Below are 19,466 nucleotides of genomic sequence, written 5' to 3'. Positions count from 1 at the left end.
AATGGAAGGGATTGATCAGATATGAGTAAATTTATAATGGGAAGTAAAGCGGGGCTGGTCCTGTTATTGGCAGCCGTCATGTCAGCCTGCGGTACAACTAACAACGCAGCTACATCATCATCGGCTGCTACGGCAGCAGTAACTACAGCAGCCGCTACAAGCGGAACTGCCGCAAATGTCCAGCTGGCAAGCGTGAAAGCAGCGGACCTCGTAAGCTTTGATGAAGAAGATATCACTACAGCCTGGAGCGCTGACACTGCCACAACAATCGCGTTTAGCGGCACCACTGCTGCGGTAACCGGTTCGGGAGCAACAGCTTCCGGCAGCACCGTAACGATCACGGCCGGAGGAACCTATGTGCTGAGCGGAACACTGAATGACGGACAGATTATCATCGATGTTCAGGATGACAGCAGCGTGCATCTCGTGCTGAACGGGGCTACGCTCACGAACAGCAGCAGCGCACCGGTCTACATTAAGGAAGCCGGCAAGGTAATCATGACGCTGGAAGACGGTACGGTGAACACGGTAACAGATGCGGCTAAATATGTGTACCCGGATGCCGCTACGGATGAGCCGGGTGCAGCGATTTTCAGCAAGGCCGATCTGACCATTAACGGTACAGGCATGCTGAAGGTTACCGGTAACTACAACGACGGGATTACAAGTAAAGATGATCTGAAAATCGTCTCCGGCACCATTGAAGTACAGGCTGCGGATGACGGCCTGGTCGGTAAAGACCTGGTAGCTGTGCAGGACGGCAGCATTACCATTAAGGCAGAGGGCGACGGCATCAAGTCGACCAATGATGAAGATACCGAGAAGGGCTTCATCGCCATTGCCGGAGGTACCTTTGACATCACAGCTGCCAACGACGGCATTCAGGGTGAAACTGCCCTTGTCATCGACGGCGGTACGTATAACCTGGTTACCGGCGGCGGCAGTGCCAACGCGGAAGTGAAGACAGGCGATCAGGGAGGCTTTGGCGGCGGCGGATTCGGCAAAGGCGGAATGGGCGGCGGAATGCGCGGCCAGGCTCCGTCAGCGGACGGAACACAGGCAGCACCGCCGGACATGCCGGCAGGTGATGCAGGAGCCGGTCAGGGGACGCCGCCGGAAATGCCATCAGGCGATGCAGCAAATGGAACAGCGGCAGCTCCTGCAGCAGACAGCAGCACTACAGCATCTGCCGCCACCGCAACCACTACTGAGACAGAAACAGCCAGCATGAAGGGCTTGAAAGCCGGCGGCGATCTGACCGTTAACGGCGGCAGCTTCACCATCGACTCCGCAGATGATGCCGTTCACAGCAACAGCAACGTATCGATCACGGATGGCGAATTCGAGATTACAGCAGGCGATGACGGTATTCACGCTGACGGCCTGACCGCAATCTCCGGCGGAACCGTGAATATCAACAAGAGCTATGAAGGAATTGAAGGCGGCAATATCACCATCTCCGGCGGTGACATTGATGTGGTGGCTTCTGATGACGGTGTCAACGTAGCGGGCGGCAATGACACTAATGCCGGACAAACTGCAGGCGGCCAGGATCAGTTCGCAAGCTCTGGCAGTAATATGCTGACGATTACCGGCGGCACATTGAACGTAAATGCTTCTGGTGACGGCCTTGATTCCAACGGGTCAATCACAATGAGCGGCGGTACTGTTACCGTCTACGGCCCGACCGATGACGGCAACGGCGCACTGGATTATGACGGTTCCTTTGAAATTACCGGCGGATATCTGATCGCGGCAGGAAGTGCAGGTATGCTTCAGGCACCTGGTGACACCTCCAGCCAGTACTCCATCGCCATGACCTTCACCGATTCTCAGGAAGCCGGACAGCTGGTGAACCTGAAGGATAAAGACGGCAACACTGTTGCAACCTTTGCACCAGCAAAGAGCTACCGCTCGGTTGTCATCAGCTCGCCTGACCTGAAAGAAGGCGGCTCGTACACCCTCTCCACCGGCGGCAGCTCTACAGGCACCGCAGTTGACGGAGTGTATACCGGCGGTACTTACAGCGGCGGCACAGACGTTGTAAGCTTCGACCTCTCCAGCAGTGTGACCTGGCTGAATGAGTCCGGTGTCACCGAAGCCACCCAGGGCATGGGCGGAATGGGCGGCGGCACAAGACCTGACCGCGGAAGCGCAGGCAGCACTGCTCCTGCTGATGCCGGCACGACTGCACCAGCGGACGCTGGCACTACCGCACCAGCCGGAACGGACAGCGCAACTCAGATGTAAGAACAGCAAAAAGCACGTTCCCGTTAACCCGGGAACGTGCTTTTCGCTTTATGGAATCAAGTGCGGTCACGGACCGGCGGGACCTCGGTTTCGCGCTCCAGCGCTCTGAGAAACCGCTCCGCTTCGGTATTCTTTTTCCGTGAATTCGTTAATAACCGGATGCCTCCGCCGATCATCAGCAGGGCAACGACCAGTGTATTCATATACGACTGAATCCGGGCAATATACATGCCGTAGCTAAAGTCCAGCTCCGGAACAACAACCCGGATGAACAGGTAATACACACCCAGGAACAGGAGAGCGCCGCCGATCCAGCCCTGATACCGGGTCCAGCCTTCAATGACCGGTCTGTCATAGAGAGGTTCCCTGCCGTATTTGCCGGCCTGCTGCATCCCGTCAAAAAAGCTGTAAAACCAGGCAATCGGAATAAAGAACAGGAACAGCGAAAGATTCAGCAGATCCAGAATATAGATGCTTCCGAGGAAGATGAGCATCAGCTGGAGGCCTCTTTTTTGCAGCCCCAGATACATATGTCCGGCTCCGGGGAAGGCGGCCAGCAGGGTGGCGATGACCTTGCTTTTTTTGCCGGCGCTGCTGCCGTGCTCAAGCTGCTCGAAGATGGTTTTGTCCTCCAGCAGCTCGCCCGCCTGCTTGCGGTTCACATGCTGGGCGGCATCGAACATGCAGTACAGCCACAATACCGGCAGCAGGAGCAGGAAGATCAGAAACGTCTGCTGTCCGGTAATGCCGGCTACAAATACGAGCATAATGCCAAGGCCGAAGAACCCGATCAGGAACGATAACCCGCGCTGCAGCAGGCCTAAGTGTAAATGGCCGAGACCCGGAACAAAGGAGAGAAGGATGGTATAGAACCGCTCACTCTCCCGGCGCGGCTCTATATTCTGCTGAGGATATTCATATCCTTCCTGCGGCGGGTATCCGTACGCAGGCTGCTCCAGCGGCCCTTCGGGGCCGCCCGGCATGTGCCCCTGAGTGTGGGGATAATGCTGGTAGTATGGCGGATAATCCGGTTCCCGGATCAGTCTGATCACCATACTGAACATGCTGATGAACCAGAGAACGGCTGCTGCTAAAAGACAGAAGGCGGCAAGGCCCTCATCACTTCCCGCAACGAGTGCAAGAAAGGCAAGACCCAGGCCTCCAAAAAAGATAAATCCGTATATAAACCCCTTCAGCCGGCTTCCGTAATAATAGTGTCCTAGGCCAGGAACCATATTAAGCAAAAAAGCCAGCATTTTGCTGCGTTGCTGCGGCATTGGCATTCCATCCTTTCATTTCTTATGGTTTATGGAGGGCAGGCTTGATGTCTTTAAGCCATCCCGTTGCTTTTTGGACCATCTTTTCGCTGTAAGGCTGCTTTATTCCGGCATCGGCATCCAGATTACCCGGAGCAATCCGGTCAAATACGCCGGCGGAGATAAACAGCATTGTTATACAGGCAGCTGCGATGTAATGCACCCATTGATTGCCCAGGATCTTGTAAAGCCGGCCGCCTGTCTGTCTGGTTACGGGCTCTGCTGCAGACGGATAAGGCGTAATCTGGTCCATAATCGCCTTGGTAAAGGCGTCCCCGTCAGGCAGCGGCGGTACTGTAGAGTAATTCAGAGCGGCCATATAGGAGTCAAGCGCCTCATGATCCTCAAGAAGCAGTCTGTCCATCTGTTCCCGCTCCGGCCCGGTCACCTCTCCCTGTACATAACGTATCCATTCATGCTGATCAGGTTTATTCATCCTGCGGGCTCTCCTTCCAGTGTGTTCTGATCCATTGCCGGGCCCTGTACAGCCTTGACTCCACCGTCCTTACCGAAATCTGCGACTTCAGGGCAATCTGCTCATAATTTTCTTCTTTTAAATAGAAATCAACAATAATATCGCGGTGCTGGCGGGGGAGGGACAATATATTTTGCCGCAAAAGCTCCTTCTCCTCCTTCTTCAGCAGCTGGCGGACAATGTCTGACTGATGGTCAGCGATCTGCAGGATGATATCCCCGCTGTTATTAGCCTCTGCCTTCCGGCGCTCCAGCTTGCGTTTGATATCGATTGCTTTATGCAGGGCGATGCGGGTGATCCATGTCTTGAAGCCTTCTGAACGGTACTGGGGGAGAGATCTGTAAATTTGGACAAAAGCCTCCTGGGCAGCATCCTCGGCATCCTGGGCCTGATGAAGCACAGAATAGGTTACCTGGTAGATGTGCCGCCCGTAACTGTCGATAAGACAGCGGAACTTGGCATGGTCGCCCTGTAAAATCTGTTTGATCAAACGTTCCTCATCAATGAGTCCTCTCCCCCTTCCCACCGTTATAGACGAAGGCTCTTTTCTAAACCCTGCAGGTCATCCGTTTTATTTTGCAAAAAAATAGACATCCCCTTGAAAGGAATGCCTATCGCACGGCCAGCTACATGAAATCAAAGAAATACCGGATGACGTGGAAAAAGATCGGTGAGGTGTACGCCAGGCTGTCGACCCGGCTCAGGTAGCTTTTTTGCAGGGCAGCGAATTTGTCATCGTCCCCGATCAGCAGGTCGCGCTTTAATACAGAGACAGTCAGGCTGCCGAAATATCCGCTCAGGCTGATTAATACTCCCGACAGCAGCCCGAACAGCGGAGTGAGCGGGGTCAGGTACGGATAGATAAGATAGGAAACCGCGGTTGTTACTACAAATCCGCACACAAAGCCTTCCCAGGTCAAATGCGGGTTCGCGGTCGGAACGACCTTATGCTTGCCGAAATAAAGGGAGGCCAGATAGTGCACTACGTCATTCAGCTGGGTCAGCACAACCAGAAACAGGACCAGTCCCGCGCCGTATTCCGGGGTGGCAAACTGGAAATAAGCGAGATGGCTAAGCCCGAACACCATCAGCATCATTCCCCATTGGGTGGAGCTGACACTGCGCAGAAAGCCGAGCGTGCCCTTGTTCAGCAGCCGCGGAAGCGGCAGCAGCAGGAAGACGTAGACCGGAATAAAGACGATGAACATCCCGTACCACTCGATATAAATCCAGTAGAACTGCAGCGGAATCGCCAGGTAAGCCCACAGGAACAGCCTGCGGTCGGCTTTGCGCGTACGGATCATGGAGAAATATTCTTTTAGCGAGAAGAAACACAGCACCATCAGCGACAGCAGGGACACCACTGCATTGAACAGCGTGGCCAGGCAGAAAATAAACAGCATGCCCCACCAGGTTTTAATGCGGAAGCCGATACCGGTATAATCCTTGTCCTTCTGAAGCCGGCTGACGGCAAGGTAGATCAGATGGATGACGGAAAGGCCGCCGGTAATAAGGAGTAGCGTGAATAAAGAGCTGTTCAAGAGCCGATCACCAGCCTGTTCCAGGATAGATTCCAATAAAGGAATCATATGTTATTATGAAGGAAATGTCCGAACATGATAAGGGGAAAATTTGTAAATGGAAGGTAACCAATCGGTCTTTATTTTGCTTACGAATACCGGAACACTGTTTACACGGCTTATTCAGGGCTATACCAAGGCTCCGTACAACCATGCATCCATCTCTTTTACCCGTGATCTGTCGGAGATGTACAGCTTCGGCAGAAAGCATCCCAGCAATCCATTGAACGGGGGGTTTGTAAAGGAAGATTTGCATACGGGGACGTTCAGTAAATATCCGAATACTACATGTGTTATCTATGAGCTAAAGGTTACAGAGCGGGAAGTGGAAAAAATGCAGCGAGTGCTGCACATTTTTATCCGCAGCCGGCAGAAGTACCTGTATAACATTCTGGGTGTGATCGGCATCGCCCTTAAGGAGCCGGTTGAGTTCAGCAATTCTTATTTCTGCTCACAGTTCGTTGCGGAAATTCTTGACCGTTCCGGGATCAAGCTGTGGAATAAGCTGCCGGCGCTCGTGACACCGGATGATTTCCGCCAGAGTGAGCGGCTGGAATTGATCTATCAGGGCAAGCTCAACCAGTACAGACCGGGGAGGGAATAGAATGACTCATGCAAAAGAAGTATTAGCCAATCAATTGCTGGCCGGTGCCAATGATCCGAGCTGGCATCTGCCATTCATGCAGGCGGTGGAAGGGGTGACGGAAGAGGAGGCGTTCTGGAAGCCGGGTGCCGGCCTGAATAGTATCGCCGAGCTGACACAGCATCTGCTGTATTGGAATAAGACCTGGCAGACCCGTTATGGGGCCGGCCGGGTGGATGCCGTACCGCCCATAGGTGATAACAATAACAGCTTTATTCTGCCGGAGAATGTCTCCTTTGGTGAGCTGAAGAGCGGTTTGCTGGAGGTGCTGCTAAACTGGCAGACGCTGCTTGCCGAGGACAGCCTGGAAGCGCAGGTGAATGGTTTTCCGGAACCCGCGCTGTGGTGGGAGATTATCAGCAATGCCGCCACGCACAATGCTTATCACATCGGGCAGATTGTCTATGCCCGGAAGCTGCAGCGGCAGGTGTAGGCCGGCTGGCGAATGGCCGGTTAGGAAGTTACCGGGCGGGGAGTTGCCGGGGGATAAGAAACCGGCTGTCAGCCGTGTTCTTCCTCAGGCACGACCACCCGGATATGGCGCGGCAGGACGCTGAGCCGCACCGGCAGTGCAGGTCCTTCTTCGCCGTCCACGTTGGTCCGCATCGGGGCGGCGGACTCTACAGACACGCTGCGGGCTGTAAAGTACACAACCTCCTTGTGATTCTTCAGATTGCCCAGCAGCAGGGAAATGCTGACGGAAAGAGTGCTCAGGATTGTCAGATCCTTGATGACAAAGCAGTGAATCAGGCCGTCATCAACGGCAGCGCCCGGAGCCAGCCGCTCAAAGCCGCCGACCGAATTCGTCAGGGCGGCAATAAACAGCGGCGAGTCACCCTCCCATACCTGGCCGTCATGAGTGATGGTCAAATGGTTAGGCGTGTTACCTGTGAGCTCCTTCAGCCCTTTCCTGAAGTAAGCCAGCGAGCCGAGCCGTGATTTATCTTCTGAGGTTACCGCAGATACGGACTCGGCAATGGCACCGGCAGCTACCACATTGATGAACAGCCGTCCATTCAGCCGTCCGACATCGACCGCGCGGGCAGCGGGGGAAGCAAGCGTACGGACTGCTTCTTCAGGATTCAGTGAAAGCCCGATCGCCCGGGCAAAATCATTAACCGTTCCCAGCGGAATGATCCCGAGCTTAGGACAGTCCGGCTCCCCGCTCAGCCCGTTGATCACCTCATGCAGTGTACCATCCCCGCCGATCGATACCACCAGGCTGAAGCCCTGCTTACATGCAGTAGTACTGAAAATGGTAGCATCCCCTTCCTTCTGCGTCTCCATCACAGTGACCGTATACCCCTGCTCCGCCAAAATATCCATGGCTAACTGGACGTACCCTGCGCCTTCTTCCTTCCCGGAGGTTGGATTCACAATAATCATAGCCTGCTCCATCAGTACTCCCGTCCTTCCATTCTTGGGTTATTGTTCTCCGCGGCGCCTATGGAAGGACTCTCCGTAGGCGGTGCGGCGGAAATGAAGAATAGGATCATCCGAGAGTTCAATCCCTTCTGTAACGGCCGCCGGGTCCATGAGCAGCTCTTCCGGTTCCGTTATGACCTCTGTGAGGTACAAACGCCCGATCTCAATCTGCCGCCGGTCCTCCGGCCAGGCTTTGGTCGGGTCACTGGTCGGATCTCCATCCTTGCCAAAAATAACATTAAGCTGGAAGACCACAGGCTCCGCCTTCAGGCGAAGCTCAAGCTCATCCTCCAGATAGCGGTCCGGCTGCTGCCGGGCATCTGTGAGCGAAAGATTGCGCACGCCGGCGTCAGGCACCCATTCAAATTTGACCGGGTGCTTTTTGCCTTGCGCGTCTACAAAGATATAGACATGAATGCAGTAATAATGCGACTCGGCATAACTGGCCGGCGGCTTCAGCTTGTTCAGGCTGAGAAAGCTCTCCTTGCTCTCGCTGAAATGCGTTGTGATCTCTTTGATGAGCTCGAGCGGACCCAGATTGCCTTCCCGCGCTTTATGCGCAGTGCGGACGATATCAATAAAGGATTCAGGCGTCCGGGCGAAAAAGACCGGCAGGGTAGCGCCGACAAGGCTTGTAGTCCCTCCGTCCGGCAGGCTGAACTGCACCGCTATGCCTTTGGCCGGGGACAGCAGATCAGCCAGCGCCGGATCGGTGGAGCTGCCGGAGAATCGGACTACCGCCGCTGACTCCTGCTCCTGCAGGTGCGCAGCGGTAGTAAAGGCGGCAGCAAGCCCATTAGGCCGGAACACGGCACGGCAGCAGATGCCTCTGGCATGGGCGCGGCGGTAGCCCGGGTGAACACCGGATAATCCCTCTATAGCATCAACAGCTTCTGCGGCAAGGCCGTTGTTCTCCGCTGCCGGCATACTGCCGGGTGAACTGGAATCTCTCATCGTGCTATTCCCTCCTGGGCAATTTCTTATTTAATAGAACCCGAGACTTATACCCCTAATTCATTCATAACCACGCGGGTTTCGAATTAAACCCCCGCATGCCCCGATGACATACAATCTGTCGGCACTTCTGCCTCTACCAGTATTTGCGCGGTGATAAGAGACTCTATCTCTGATATACTTTCGGCAAAATGATAGCATGAGAGGGGCCGGCGGAACGTGAAAAGGGTATTGGGAAGAATGGCAACAGGAGCGGCCGCTGTCTTGTGTGCAGCTGCTGTTTTTACTACATACACCCCGGCCGCTTCAGCAGCGGCCGGGCTGCCGTTTGGCGATATAGCTGGCAGTTATGCCAAGAATGAAATCATAGACTTATATAACAAAAAGATTATAACCGGTACTTCAGAAGATACCTTCTCGCCCCGGGGGCTGGTATCCAGAGCAGAGCTTGTTACCATGCTGGGCCGTCTGCTCAAGCTGGAACCCGTCAACAGTCCGGTCTCGCCGTTTACCGATGTGGGTAAGAGCGCCTGGTACTATGGCTGGGTTCAGGCGGCTGTTCAGCTGGAGCTGGCCGGCGGTACCTCAGACCGGACCTTTGCCCCGGCACAGCCGGTTACCCGCCAGGAGGCCGCAGTGCTGCTGGCCCGGGCGTTTAAGCAGACGGGCAACGCTGCGGATGTGCAGACTGCCTTCCGGGACAGCAGTACAGTCGCCGGCTGGGCCGGCAGTGCAGTAGCGGCAATGAACCGCTTAGGCCTGATGAAGGGAGACGATACAGGCGCTTTCCGGCCGGCGGCTCCTATTACAAGACAGGAGACTGCGGTGCTCCTCTACCGCGCGCTGCAGCAGCAGAAGTGGGCGGCCGAGCTTGCCGGACAGAAGAACACGCAGATTGTGATGGGCTGGCAGTATGGCCAGACGACCGCACAGTACCAGAGCAGTATTTTAAAGTCGAATGTGAACACGCTGATTCCGCGCTGGTATTTTGTTGGCGGTACCGGTACGGTTTCGGATTCAACGGCGGCTTCTCTGGTAACCTGGGCTAAACAGAACGGCAAGCAGATCTGGCCGCAGGTCGGCAACCGGTTTGACCAGGCGGCGACGCATCAGCTGCTGTCCAGCACGGCCGCACGAACGGCAGCGGTTAATCAATTGGCGGCGCTGGTCAGCAAATATGATCTGGACGGCCTGAATCTCGATTTTGAGAATGTGGCTGCGGCCGACAAGGCTGCATTGACTGCCTTTGTTACACAGCTGGCCGGCAAGCTGCATGCGCTCGGCGCTGTGCTCTCGGTGGATGTATCGCCTGATCTGGGGACAGACTGGACGGAGGCCTTCGACTATGCAGCGCTTGGCAAACAGGCCGATTACATGGTGATGATGGGCTATGACGAGCACTACAGCGGGAGTCCGACTCCCGGCTCAAATGCTTCGCTGCCGTACGTCCGGCAGGCGGTGAGCAAGCTGCTGCAGACGGTGCCGGCTGCGAAGACGATTCTGGCCATGCCGCTGTACACCCGGGATTGGGTGCTGAAGCAAGGCTCCACGCAGCCTTATTCAACTGAGCTATCCCTTACGGAGCAGAATCAGCTGGTCGGCAGCTATGGCCTGCGGCCGGTCTGGAACAGCACACTCGGGCAATATGTGGTCAGCTATACCGGACAGCTGAAGCACACGATCTGGCTGGAGGATGGCCGCTCCCTGACGGCCAAGATCAATCTGGCCGCCCAGCAAAAGCTCGCCGGGATCGCCTACTGGTACATCAGCGGCGAGAGCCCGGACATCTGGACCAGCATCCGGAATGCGGAGAGGTATGCGGGGTATTCATTTTAGGAGATGCCAAGTGGAGTCGCGCAGGTAAAAGGGATGGATAAAGGATTAGTAAAGACTGAGTAAAGACTGAAGTCGTTTAGGTGGGATAAGGAGTTGCGGAGCAGGGAATCTAAAGTGCTGAAAGTGGTACTCGAAGGCCGTAGGGCAGACGTGACCGCACCCCGCACCCCGCACCCCGCACCCCGCACCCCGCACCCCGCACCCCGCACCCCGCACCCCGCACCCCGCACCCTGTAAACTAATACACATATTCCAGCGCCCTATAGGGGGCGCTTTTTTAACTGATTGCCTCTGTGATTATGCTTTGTGTGAATCTAAAGCTCTCTGAGAGGGGCTTGAATCTTATCTGTAGTTACTGCTGGCAAGTTAAAGCGCGAAATGAAGGGCAAAAATGCCTCTGATTCCAGCCCAAGTGGCTGAAAACGCGAAATGAAGGGCAAAAATGCCTCTGATTCTGGCCCAAGTGGCTGAAAACGCGAAATGAAGGGCAAAAATGCCTCTGATTCTGGCCCAAGTGGCTGAAAGTGCGAAATGAAGGGCAAAAATGCCTCTGATATGCTGGTGAAGCCCGTAGTCGGGTTGGAATAAAGGGAAAAATCCCATTGATGAGCTACTCCAGCGGGTAGTTAGTACAGAATAAAGGGAAAAATCCCATTAATGGGCTATTCCAGCCGGTAGTTAGTACAGAATAAAGGGAAAAATCCCATTGATGAGCTACTCCAGCCGGTAGTTAGTAGAGAACAAAGGGAAAAATCCCATTAACGAGCTACTCCAGGCAGTAGTTAGTGCAGAATAAAGGGAAAAATCCCCTAAATGAGCCGCATCAGCCCGCGGTTAGCACAAGACTAGCGGCCCCAGCCTACACTCCGCCGAGCGCGTCCACAGCCCGCAGTCTGCAGCCGGCACGAATAGGAAATAGTCCTCTTGACCCCCTTACCCGGTTAAGCCGTTCTTCCCAACTTGCTGCAAAACGCGGTACAACGCTTGAATAACAGTCGTAGTGAGCCGATATAAAAACTAATTGCTTAAAATTTTATGATTACCATTATGAAATGAAATTAAGAGTCTGTGACTCCTAAATATATCTGCCATACCAGATTTACTGAAAAAGGTGGCTACACAATGTACAAGGTTGAATCACTGGAACAGCTCATGGCAGCAATCCCGGTAATCAGGGCGGCCGTCCCTGCTGATTTATCGATCGCAATCTGCGACCTGGAGAAGTTCCTCGCTTATTGGCCGGGAGAAAATATAGATTTGCATATCCGGGAGGGTCAGCTCCTGCATGCCGAGGAGCCGCTGACCGCGGCCATCCGCGATAATGCGCCGCTGCGGGCGGAGGTGCCGGCGGAGTTTTACGGCTTCGAGTTCACCGGCACGGCTACCCCGGTCCATGACCGCGAAGGCCGGATCATCGGCGGGATTGCAGTGCAGCTGCGCCGCCAGCGTGAGCTGCGGATCATATCGGATCAGATCGCCGGCTCGCTCGTCCAGGCGAGCACCCGGCTGATGCAGATCGCCGACGGCTCAAATGAACTGGCTGCCTCTACCCAGCAGCTGCTTGTTCTTGCACAAAGAAGCGGCGAGCAGGTGAGCAATACAGATAAGGTATTGACGATTATAAATAATGTGGCCAGCCAGACGCATCTGCTGGGTATCAATGCCGCAATCGAAGCAGCCCATGCGGGGGACAAGGGCAGGGGCTTCGGAGTCGTAGCCCAGGAAATCCGCAAGCTGTCGAATGAAACGGTCAGCCGGGCCCGAACGATTCAGGATACACTGGCGGCTTTCAAGACAGCGACGGCCCAGATGGGTATCTCTATTGAACAGATCGCTTCAATTGTCCAGGAGCAGGCGGCAACGTCGGAGCAGATCTCGGCTTTTATCGATGAAATCCAGCAGATGTCCGAGCAGCTGAATGCATTCGCCCAGAAGCTGTAGCTCCGGCTCGTCCGCAGCAGTCTGCGGACGGGCTAATGCATTTCACAATTCCACATTTTAGCTGGAACGATCAGGGGGATTGGCATAACGATTTACTTGTCAATTAGGGCATCCGCCTTCACAATTAGTGAATAGCATTTGGAGGATAAGGGGTTTTGGCATATGAATGATATTTTAGCCAGAAATAAAGTAAAGGTGATCGGAAAAGGTGAGCAGACCATCGTGCTTGCCCACGGCTTCGGTTGTGACCAGAGCATGTGGCAGTTTATATCACCGGCTTTTGAGCAGGAGTACCGGCTGGTGCTCTTTGATTATGTGGGTTCCGGGAATTCCGATTTAAGCGCATACACTACGGAGCGGTATGGAAAATTCCGCGGATATGTGCAGGATTTACTCGATGTTATCGAATGGCTGCAGCTGACCGATATCATTTTTATAGGACATTCTGTCAGCTCCATGATCGGGATGCTGGCTTCCATTGAACGGCCGGAGCTTTTTGCCAAAATGGTGATGATCGGCCCTTCCCCGCGCTATCTGAATGACGGTGAGGACTACTTCGGCGGGTTCGAAAAAAGCGATATTACCGAGCTGCTGGAGATGATGGAGATGAATTTTAGCGGCTGGGCCAGCTTTATGGCACCGCTTGCCATGAACAATCCGCATCTGCCTGAGCTGACACAGAATCTGGAACACAGCTTTGTTTCTGCTGATCCGGTAATAACCCGGGAGTTCGCCGAGGTTACTTTCCTGTCGGACCACCGCAGGCTGCTGGCTGAAGCTACCGTACCGACGCTGATTTTGCAGTGCTCGGATGACAGTATTGTGCCTATTGAGGTAGGTGAATATCTGCACAAACATTTGAAGAACAGCGAGTTCCGGCTGATGCAGGCCAAGGGGCATTATCCGCATATCAGCCATCCGGAGGAGACCATTGCGCTGATCCACGGTTATCTATAAGAAGAATTAGAACACTACGCGGTATTGAGAGGTTATTTAAAATGAATGAACGGCTGGAATACGCCCCGTGCGGGTATATATCGATTACACATCAGGGCATCATTACGGATATGAATCATACCTTCCTTTATTTGCTGGGGTACACGAGGGAGGCACTGCTGCATAAACATATCGATACCATTATGTCGAAGGCGAACCAGCTTGTTTTCCATTCTTATTTTTACCCTAATATTAATCTGCATGGCCATGTCGAGGAGCTGTTTATCAGCCTGAAGGATGTCAGCGGTGGAACGGTTCCGTATATGCTGAACGGTCGTAGCCTGGTAGCCGGGGGTGTGGCGGTTATTGACTGTGTATTGATGCAGATGAGCAAACGCATTGATTACGAGCAGGAGCTGCGTTCGGCCAAGAAGCAGATTGAGGAGGCTTACTGGGAAAAAGAGCAGGCGCTGGCCAGACTGGGCCAGATCCACTCCGAAATCCAGCAAAAGCAAAGTGAGCTGATGGAGCTTAATGCCGCTCTGGTAGAGCTGTCTACGACGGATAAGCTCACCGGGCTCAAGAACAGACGTTATTTCGAGGACATGCTGAGCGGGCAGCTGGAGCTGTTCCGGGAGACCGGAGAGCCCTTTTCTCTGCTGATTATGGATATCGACTACTTTAAGCGGATTAACGACACCTTCGGCCATCAGACGGGCGATTATGTGCTGGAGAAGCTGGGGAGTCTGCTGAAATTCCATTCCCGTGAAAAGGATACGGCTGCCCGCTACGGCGGAGAGGAATTCGTGCTGATTCTGCCTGGTCTGACAGCTGATGAATCCAGGCTGGTTGCTGAAAACCTGCGGCAGGTAACTGAGCTTGCTGTCTGGGATACCGGGCGTCTTACGGTCAGTATCGGGATCGCTACATGCACAGCTGAGGATTCGGAAAAGACCTTGCTCCACAAAGCCGATGCCGCCCTCTATGCTTCAAAAGAAAACGGAAGAAACCGTGTGACGCACAGCTTTGATTTTGCCGCAAAGTTAATGTAGTCCCGATTAGTCATAATATAGATAAAAGCCCTCAACAGCGCACCTTACGGTGACATCTGTCGGGGGCTTTTGGTATTGCTGCTGTTGCCTCGGCTCCTGCTACAAAATTCTGCGGGCAGTCACAAAGCGCTTTTTCCACTGGCCGTCGAAGGTCTCTGTGTGAACCCCTTCCTTAGGGGAATAGGTGTGCAAAATCTTGTTGTTTCCGGCGTAGATCGCAACATGGCCGATATCCAGGCCGCGTGCGGTAAAGAACAGCAGATCGCCCGGACGCAGCTCGTCCAGCCCGACTTCGCTGCCTTCCTTCGCCTGTTTATAGGACACCCGCGGCAGCTCGACGGATAGAATATCCTCAAACAGACGCTTTACAAAAGAGGAGCAGTCGAACGTTTTGGTCTGATCGGGAGAAGCGCCGAATTCATAAGGTGTGCCGTTAAACGTTTTGCCGTAGGCGATCAATGCGGCAGCCTGCTTGTCTGCGAGGGAGGAACTGGTGTAGTCGGTAAACTTCGGTTTGGCAGAGATGTAGCCGGTCTGATTGTCCTCGGTCCGGACCTTCAGCCAGAGCGCGTCGGCCACGCTGATTACATGGACCCTGGTTCCCTCAGTCAGCATTTTCTCCGTCACAGGCTTGCTTTCGCCATCGGGCTTACTGCGCAGTGTCACACCCCGGAGGATTGAGGTTTCAAAGATGACTGCTGCTGAAGTCGAGGAGATCTGCACCGACTGGGTAGCCGGGACCCAGCTGACACTGTTGCCCAGAGCCTCACTGGCCATCCGCAGCGGGATCATCGCCGTATCATCAGCGATTACACCGGGAACGCCGACCTTAACGGCCTGGCCGTTTAAATCTGCCGAGGAAGCACCCATCTGATAGCTGAGCTTGGTATTATCCTTGGTTGCGGTGACAATTTTGTCGGTGTTGTCCCAGCTCAGCACGGCTCCCTGCGCCTCGAACAGCCCGCGCATCGGTACAAGCACCGTTCCGTCAACATTCACGGGCGGTACCTCTGATGGCAGCGGTTTTCCGTCCAGATAGACTGAGATAGCCGGAGCGGCTGCCGTCTCCTGAGGAAGCGCATCTGCATAGGCCGCACCTCCTCCGCATAGCGATAGGATTAGCAGCGGAAGCAGGGCAGGTTTGCATTTTGTCATGTGTGTATCACCTTGCCTATAGATTTTTAGTCTATAGTTGGACGCTGGCCTGGCGTAATGGTTTTGTGGTAAATGCTGGGCGGGTCCGGTGCTGTACGGGAATGCTCAGTAATAAACCTTTTGCTGCAAAAGCTCCAGCGCCTGCCCGATCGCTTTGCGTTCTGCGTCGCTAAGATGGGCGATGCGCTCTTCAAACCGGGCGCCGATGGTCTGGAAAGCCTCGCCCATCATTGCCTCGCCGGCGGGTGAGAGGGTAATGCCCTGCCTGCGGCGGTCGGCCGGGTCGGTGACCCTGGAGCAGAGCTGTTTTTCGGTTAGCTTCTTCAGCTCGCGGCTCGTATTGGGCATCGACATATGCATGCAATCGCTGATTTCGCTCAGTGTTACCGGCTGGCTCACCGCAATGTATTCGAGAATTTTATATTGTACAGGAGTCAGTGCCCCTGATTTCACATCCTTGGTTATATCGCTTGCAACCTGATGCACGGCAGCAGTAAAAGCTACGATTTGCTGGAATAACGGGTTATTGTCCATGGGATCACCTCTGCCTTGACGATAGCAAAAACATTATCATAAAACAATTATCAATTGACAACTAATTTTCCATTGTGCTAGGATTTACTTATCAAATGATAAGTAAAGGAGTGCCGGCGGCATGAATACACTGGTTATCTATACACATCCGAACCATCAGAGCCTAAGCTATGCTTTTTTGCAGGAGGTGCTGCGGGGCAGCCGGGATAATGAAACGGTGAAGGAAATAAAGGTGCTGGATTTATATGAAGAGGGGTTTGATCCGGTGCTGGTCTTCAATAAGGAGAAGCGGCGGCGGGATATGCATAGTGACCCAAGGCTGGCCAAATACCGGGAGCAGCTGATCTGGGCTGACCGGATTGTACTGGTCTATCCGATATGGTGGGGACGGCCTCCGGCCATGCTGATGGGCTACATCGACCAGATGTTTGCTTCAGGATTTGCTTATAAGGATAAGGGCGGGCTGTTTCCGGAGGGACTGCTTAAGGGAAAATCGGTAGTCTGCATTTCGGTGATGAAAGGACCGGCAAACTACCCGCTGCTGTGGCTGGGGAATGCGCACAAAATCCTGATGCGTAAGGCGTTGTTCAACTATGTCGGCATCCGTAAGGTAAAGTTTTTTGAGTTCGGCAGCATGGAGAGTCCGCGCGGCAAGCATGCACGCAAGCTTGAGCGGGTATATCGTTACTTCAAGACGGCAGCAATTTAGTAAATAAACGGCGGCCCCGCGGAGGGAACCATCGAAAGGATTATCCCGCGGGGCCGCTTGTCCTGCAGCTGGAGGTGCATAGAGCTTAGCTGTACTGCTGCACGTACCAGTCAATGATTTTGCGGGCGATGCTGACCGGGGGCGGTATCACCGGCAGGCTGTCCGGCCGGAACCAGGCGGCATGATCGAGCTCGATCCCGTCCACGCTGATTTCACCGCTCTCATATTCGGCCAGGAAGCCGACCATCAGCGAATGGGGAAACGGCCACTGCTGGCTGCCGAAATAGGTAATGTTCTTCACCGTAATTCCGACTTCTTCCCTGATCTCGCGCGCCACACAGTCCTCCAGCGTCTCACCGGGCTCGACAAAGCCGGCAATCAGCCCGTACATATTGTTTTGAAAATGAGGGGCATGAGCGAGCAGAATCTCGCCGTCCTTCAGGATAGCGGTAATGACAGCCGGAGCCAGCCGCGGATAAAAGAGCTGTCCGCACGCAGGGCAGCTGCGGGCGTGCTCTGTTGTAGAGAGCACTGTTGCGGCGCCGCATTTGCCGCAGAACTGGTGGGTCTCATCCCAGGCCAGCAGCTGCAGGGCCCTTCCGGCCAGATGGAACACATCCTCGTCAAGCGCATCGTACAAAGTGCGCAGCGGATGGAAGACCATACCCGGCGGCTCAGGCGTATCGGCTGGAACTTCAACCGCGAAGCAGGGAGTACCTGCAAAAGTGCCGAGATACAGCGTGCGGCTCGGAACGGCTGCAAGCAGCTCAAGGGAAGGCAGCAGCGGAATGGCTGTCCGCTCCGGCGATTGCGTTACCAGCAGCTTGCCGGAATGGGTAACAAGCCAGTAGACAGAGCCGGTATATTGCGGATCAGGTGTGACAGACGGAAGGTAGCGTGTGTAAATAGATACTCCGGGTTTAGACATGAGGACAGAACCTTTCTTGTTCGGTATAAGTACATGTTGTAAGAATAGCACCATGCGGGAAGGCTAACAAATGCATATGCTGCGGCGGACCCCCGGATGTGGACAGGCCGCCTTTTTTACTATTAAAGAGGTACAAGTAATAACAAAGGATTTGACATCCGCTCAAATTGTAACTACAATAGTTACAGGTAATACAAAACAGGCAATAAGTGAGATACAGGCAGTATTTTCTGATAAAAATAAATCGTAATGGAGGAATTTGAGATGAAAATCGGATTCACAGGAGCAACCGGACAGTTTGGTTCTATTGTAGCAGAGGCATTGCTGAAGACTGTCTCCGCAGACAGCCTCGTAGCGAGTGTAAGAAACCCGGAGAAGGCAGAAAGCCTGCGGTCCCGCGGCGTCGATGTGCGCCATGGTGATTTTGACCAGCCGGAAACGTTGGATCAGGCGTTTGCCGGTGTGGACCGGCTGCTGCTTGTTTCGGCAGACGGCGACAATGACACACGGATCCGCCAGCATAAAGCGGCTGTAGATGCGGCTGTCCGGGCAGGCGTGGGCTTCATTGCTTACACCAGTGTCGGACATGCGGAATCCAGCTCCCTGTTCCTGGCACCGGTACACAAGGCCACTGAACAATTCATCCGTGAATCCGGGATTCCGTATGCGTTCCTCCGCAACAACTGGTACCTGGAAAATGAAGCCGGCTCCATCCAGGCAGCCGCAGCCGGAGCACCTTGGCTGACTTCCGCCGGCGAAGGTAAGGTAGGCTGGGCTACGCGCCGCGACTATGCAGAGGCGGCAGCAGCAGTACTTACCGGTGAAGGCCATGACAATACCGTATACGAATTGTCCGGCAAGCCGCTGACCCAGGCAGAGCTGGCCGCAGTTGCCGGCGGTGTACTCGGCAAAGACATTCCTGTGCAGCAGGTAGACGACGAGACTTACGCAAGCGTAATGGCGGGAGCAGGCGTACCTGAAGCGGCATTGCCGATTGTGGTAGCTATTCAGGCAGCAATCCGTGAGGGCGCGCTGGACATTGAGAGCGGCGACCTGGAAAAGCTGCTGCAGCGTCCGCAGACCCCGCTCAGCGAGGGAATCAGCGCTCTAGTGAACGTCGCGCAGGCGTAAGCATGCGAGAGACAGCAATGAGCTGATGGACAGATAGCTGGTTAGACAAAAGCTGCCCTCCGGTCAATGACCGGGGCAGCTTTTTTTGTTGTACATATGGTTAGCCGGCTAAGCGAAGCGTATGTGTTCATCGAGCCTGCTAACCTCAGTAATAGGGCTTAGTCGCAGGAATAGATGGAAAAATCCCGTAAAGTAGCCTACCCAGCCCCACTGAGCGCGATAATAGAGGGGAAAATCCCACAAAGTAGCCCGCCCAGCCCCGCTGAACGCAGGAAGAGTGGGGAAAATCCTATAAAGTAGCCTACCCAGCCCCGCTGAGCGCGGCAATAGAGGGAAAAATTCAATAAAGTAGCACACCCAGCCCTGCTGAACGCAGGAATAGAGGGGAAAAATCCTGTTGCCCCCGGCGTGGCTGGATTTTCCTACATAATTAGTTGTAAAAACGTCATCTAATTCTATCATTTCTCCGGTTTTATAAGCATTAAGTGGAAATTTGCTACTTATTTTCGCCGATATCCCGCATGTACGGTGAAAAGTGTCATTTTAAGTGTCGATTTTCCACCTAATTGTCCGGCTGCTGCTGATTTCGGGAATCTAAGTG

18 protein-coding genes are annotated in these 19,466 nt (G+C 54.2%); 9 read left to right on the top strand and 9 right to left on the bottom strand.

Annotated elements, in window-relative coordinates; genetic code table 11:
• Window positions 1-36: 36 nt before the first annotated feature.
• Window positions 37-2,250, top strand: a complete 2,214-nt coding sequence (locus tag NST84_RS29550) for a carbohydrate-binding domain-containing protein (protein WP_342563569.1) — start codon at window positions 37-39, stop codon at window positions 2,248-2,250.
• A 56-nt stretch (window positions 2,251-2,306) separates the two neighbouring features.
• Here the strand turns inward: NST84_RS29550 and NST84_RS29545 are convergent, their stop codons facing one another.
• From NST84_RS29545 to NST84_RS29530, 4 genes are all read right to left on the bottom strand, one after another.
• Window positions 2,307-3,527, bottom strand: coding sequence for a hypothetical protein (locus NST84_RS29545; RefSeq protein ID WP_342563568.1), 1,221 nt, complete (start codon window positions 3,525-3,527; stop codon window positions 2,307-2,309).
• A gap of 22 nt (window positions 3,528-3,549) precedes the next feature.
• Window positions 3,550-4,002: a hypothetical protein gene (locus NST84_RS29540; protein WP_342563567.1), complete on the bottom strand. Its 453-nt coding sequence runs from the start codon at window positions 4,000-4,002 to the stop codon at window positions 3,550-3,552.
• A complete protein-coding gene (locus NST84_RS29535) occupies window positions 3,995-4,531 on the bottom strand; it encodes an RNA polymerase sigma factor (RefSeq protein WP_342563566.1) in 537 nt (178 codons plus the stop codon). Before NST84_RS29535 ends, NST84_RS29540 begins: the two co-directional genes overlap by 8 nt.
• Window positions 4,532-4,667: 136 nt before the next feature.
• A complete protein-coding gene (locus tag NST84_RS29530; protein ID WP_342563565.1) occupies window positions 4,668-5,582 on the bottom strand; it encodes a phosphatidate cytidylyltransferase in 915 nt (304 codons plus the stop codon).
• A gap of 97 nt (window positions 5,583-5,679) precedes the next feature.
• Between NST84_RS29530 and NST84_RS29525 the strand changes: the two genes are divergently transcribed.
• Together NST84_RS29525 and NST84_RS29520 are read left to right on the top strand one after the other, a co-directional pair.
• Window positions 5,680-6,225: a hypothetical protein gene (locus NST84_RS29525; protein WP_342563564.1), complete on the top strand. Its 546-nt coding sequence runs from the start codon at window positions 5,680-5,682 to the stop codon at window positions 6,223-6,225.
• Window position 6,226: 1 nt separating this feature from the next.
• Window positions 6,227-6,697 (top strand): DinB family protein, encoded by a 471-nt coding sequence (locus tag NST84_RS29520; protein WP_342563563.1) that lies wholly within the window; start codon window positions 6,227-6,229, stop codon window positions 6,695-6,697.
• A gap of 68 nt (window positions 6,698-6,765) precedes the next feature.
• Here NST84_RS29520 and NST84_RS29515 read toward each other — a convergent pair whose 3' ends face one another.
• The gene (locus NST84_RS29515) at window positions 6,766-7,662 is read right to left on the bottom strand and encodes a diacylglycerol kinase family protein (RefSeq protein WP_342563562.1); all 897 of its coding nucleotides are present in this window, start codon (window positions 7,660-7,662) and stop codon (window positions 6,766-6,768) included.
• A 27-nt stretch (window positions 7,663-7,689) separates the two neighbouring features.
• Entirely contained in the window at window positions 7,690-8,643 is a 954-nt protein-coding gene (locus tag NST84_RS29510; RefSeq protein WP_342563561.1) for a catalase family peroxidase, read from the bottom strand.
• A 240-nt stretch (window positions 8,644-8,883) separates the two neighbouring features.
• Between NST84_RS29510 and NST84_RS29505 the strand changes: the two genes are divergently transcribed.
• The 4 genes from NST84_RS29505 (at window position 8,884) to NST84_RS29490 (ending at window position 14,408) form a co-directional block, all read left to right on the top strand.
• Window positions 8,884-10,479, top strand: a complete 1,596-nt coding sequence (locus NST84_RS29505; RefSeq protein ID WP_342563560.1) for an S-layer homology domain-containing protein — start codon at window positions 8,884-8,886, stop codon at window positions 10,477-10,479.
• Window positions 10,480-11,601: 1,122 nt separating this feature from the next.
• Window positions 11,602-12,420 (top strand): methyl-accepting chemotaxis protein, encoded by an 819-nt coding sequence (locus NST84_RS29500; protein WP_342563559.1) that lies wholly within the window; start codon window positions 11,602-11,604, stop codon window positions 12,418-12,420.
• Window positions 12,421-12,582: 162 nt separating this feature from the next.
• Window positions 12,583-13,377: an alpha/beta hydrolase gene (locus NST84_RS29495; protein WP_342563558.1), complete on the top strand. Its 795-nt coding sequence runs from the start codon at window positions 12,583-12,585 to the stop codon at window positions 13,375-13,377.
• Window positions 13,378-13,418: 41 nt separating this feature from the next.
• On the top strand, window positions 13,419-14,408 hold the full coding sequence (locus NST84_RS29490) for a diguanylate cyclase (RefSeq protein WP_342563557.1): 990 nt from the start codon (window positions 13,419-13,421) through the stop codon (window positions 14,406-14,408).
• Window positions 14,409-14,507: 99 nt separating this feature from the next.
• On the opposite strand, the gene NST84_RS29485 is transcribed toward NST84_RS29490, so the two are convergent.
• Complete coding sequence (locus NST84_RS29485) at window positions 14,508-15,563, bottom strand: NlpC/P60 family protein (protein WP_342563556.1); 1,056 nt, start codon at window positions 15,561-15,563, stop codon at window positions 14,508-14,510.
• A gap of 105 nt (window positions 15,564-15,668) precedes the next feature.
• The gene (locus tag NST84_RS29480) at window positions 15,669-16,097 is read right to left on the bottom strand and encodes a MarR family transcriptional regulator (RefSeq protein WP_342563555.1); all 429 of its coding nucleotides are present in this window, start codon (window positions 16,095-16,097) and stop codon (window positions 15,669-15,671) included.
• A 121-nt stretch (window positions 16,098-16,218) separates the two neighbouring features.
• Between NST84_RS29480 and NST84_RS29475 the strand changes: the two genes are divergently transcribed.
• Complete coding sequence (locus NST84_RS29475; protein WP_342563554.1) at window positions 16,219-16,806, top strand: NAD(P)H-dependent oxidoreductase; 588 nt, start codon at window positions 16,219-16,221, stop codon at window positions 16,804-16,806.
• An 85-nt stretch (window positions 16,807-16,891) separates the two neighbouring features.
• Here the strand turns inward: NST84_RS29475 and nudC are convergent, their stop codons facing one another.
• Complete coding sequence (gene nudC / locus NST84_RS29470) at window positions 16,892-17,734, bottom strand: NAD(+) diphosphatase (RefSeq protein ID WP_342563553.1); 843 nt, start codon at window positions 17,732-17,734, stop codon at window positions 16,892-16,894.
• 264 nt (window positions 17,735-17,998) lie between these two features.
• On the opposite strand from nudC, the gene NST84_RS29465 reads away from it, so the two are divergent.
• Window positions 17,999-18,865: an SDR family oxidoreductase gene (locus tag NST84_RS29465; protein ID WP_342563552.1), complete on the top strand. Its 867-nt coding sequence runs from the start codon at window positions 17,999-18,001 to the stop codon at window positions 18,863-18,865.
• Window positions 18,866-19,466 lie beyond the last annotated feature (601 nt).

This window comes from Paenibacillus sp. FSL R7-0345, assembly GCF_038595055.1.
In the GTDB taxonomy this organism is placed as follows: Bacteria; Bacillota; Bacilli; order Paenibacillales; family Paenibacillaceae; genus Paenibacillus_AQ.
The sequence above is the reverse complement of the archived record's forward strand: the minus strand, read 5'-3'. Positions and strand labels throughout refer to the sequence as shown.

Coding starts and splice junctions, on each gene's coding strand:
- NST84_RS29515 (WP_342563562.1), bottom strand. CDS start 7,662: ATGGAGCAGGCTATGATTATTGTGAATCCAACCTCCGGGAAGGAAGAA.
- NST84_RS29480 (WP_342563555.1), bottom strand. CDS start 16,097: ATGGACAATAACCCGTTATTCCAGCAAATCGTAGCTTTTACTGCTGCC.
- NST84_RS29505 (WP_342563560.1), top strand. CDS start 8,884: ATGGCAACAGGAGCGGCCGCTGTCTTGTGTGCAGCTGCTGTTTTTACT.
- NST84_RS29510 (WP_342563561.1), bottom strand. CDS start 8,643: ATGAGAGATTCCAGTTCACCCGGCAGTATGCCGGCAGCGGAGAACAAC.
- NST84_RS29495 (WP_342563558.1), top strand. CDS start 12,583: ATGAATGATATTTTAGCCAGAAATAAAGTAAAGGTGATCGGAAAAGGT.
- NST84_RS29475 (WP_342563554.1), top strand. CDS start 16,219: ATGAATACACTGGTTATCTATACACATCCGAACCATCAGAGCCTAAGC.
- NST84_RS29550 (WP_342563569.1), top strand. CDS start 37: ATGGGAAGTAAAGCGGGGCTGGTCCTGTTATTGGCAGCCGTCATGTCA.
- NST84_RS29540 (WP_342563567.1), bottom strand. CDS start 4,002: ATGAATAAACCTGATCAGCATGAATGGATACGTTATGTACAGGGAGAG.
- NST84_RS29490 (WP_342563557.1), top strand. CDS start 13,419: ATGAATGAACGGCTGGAATACGCCCCGTGCGGGTATATATCGATTACA.
- NST84_RS29545 (WP_342563568.1), bottom strand. CDS start 3,527: ATGCCGCAGCAACGCAGCAAAATGCTGGCTTTTTTGCTTAATATGGTT.
- NST84_RS29500 (WP_342563559.1), top strand. CDS start 11,602: ATGTACAAGGTTGAATCACTGGAACAGCTCATGGCAGCAATCCCGGTA.
- nudC (WP_342563553.1), bottom strand. CDS start 17,734: ATGTCTAAACCCGGAGTATCTATTTACACACGCTACCTTCCGTCTGTC.
- NST84_RS29465 (WP_342563552.1), top strand. CDS start 17,999: ATGAAAATCGGATTCACAGGAGCAACCGGACAGTTTGGTTCTATTGTA.
- NST84_RS29520 (WP_342563563.1), top strand. CDS start 6,227: ATGACTCATGCAAAAGAAGTATTAGCCAATCAATTGCTGGCCGGTGCC.
- NST84_RS29485 (WP_342563556.1), bottom strand. CDS start 15,563: ATGACAAAATGCAAACCTGCCCTGCTTCCGCTGCTAATCCTATCGCTA.
- NST84_RS29525 (WP_342563564.1), top strand. CDS start 5,680: ATGGAAGGTAACCAATCGGTCTTTATTTTGCTTACGAATACCGGAACA.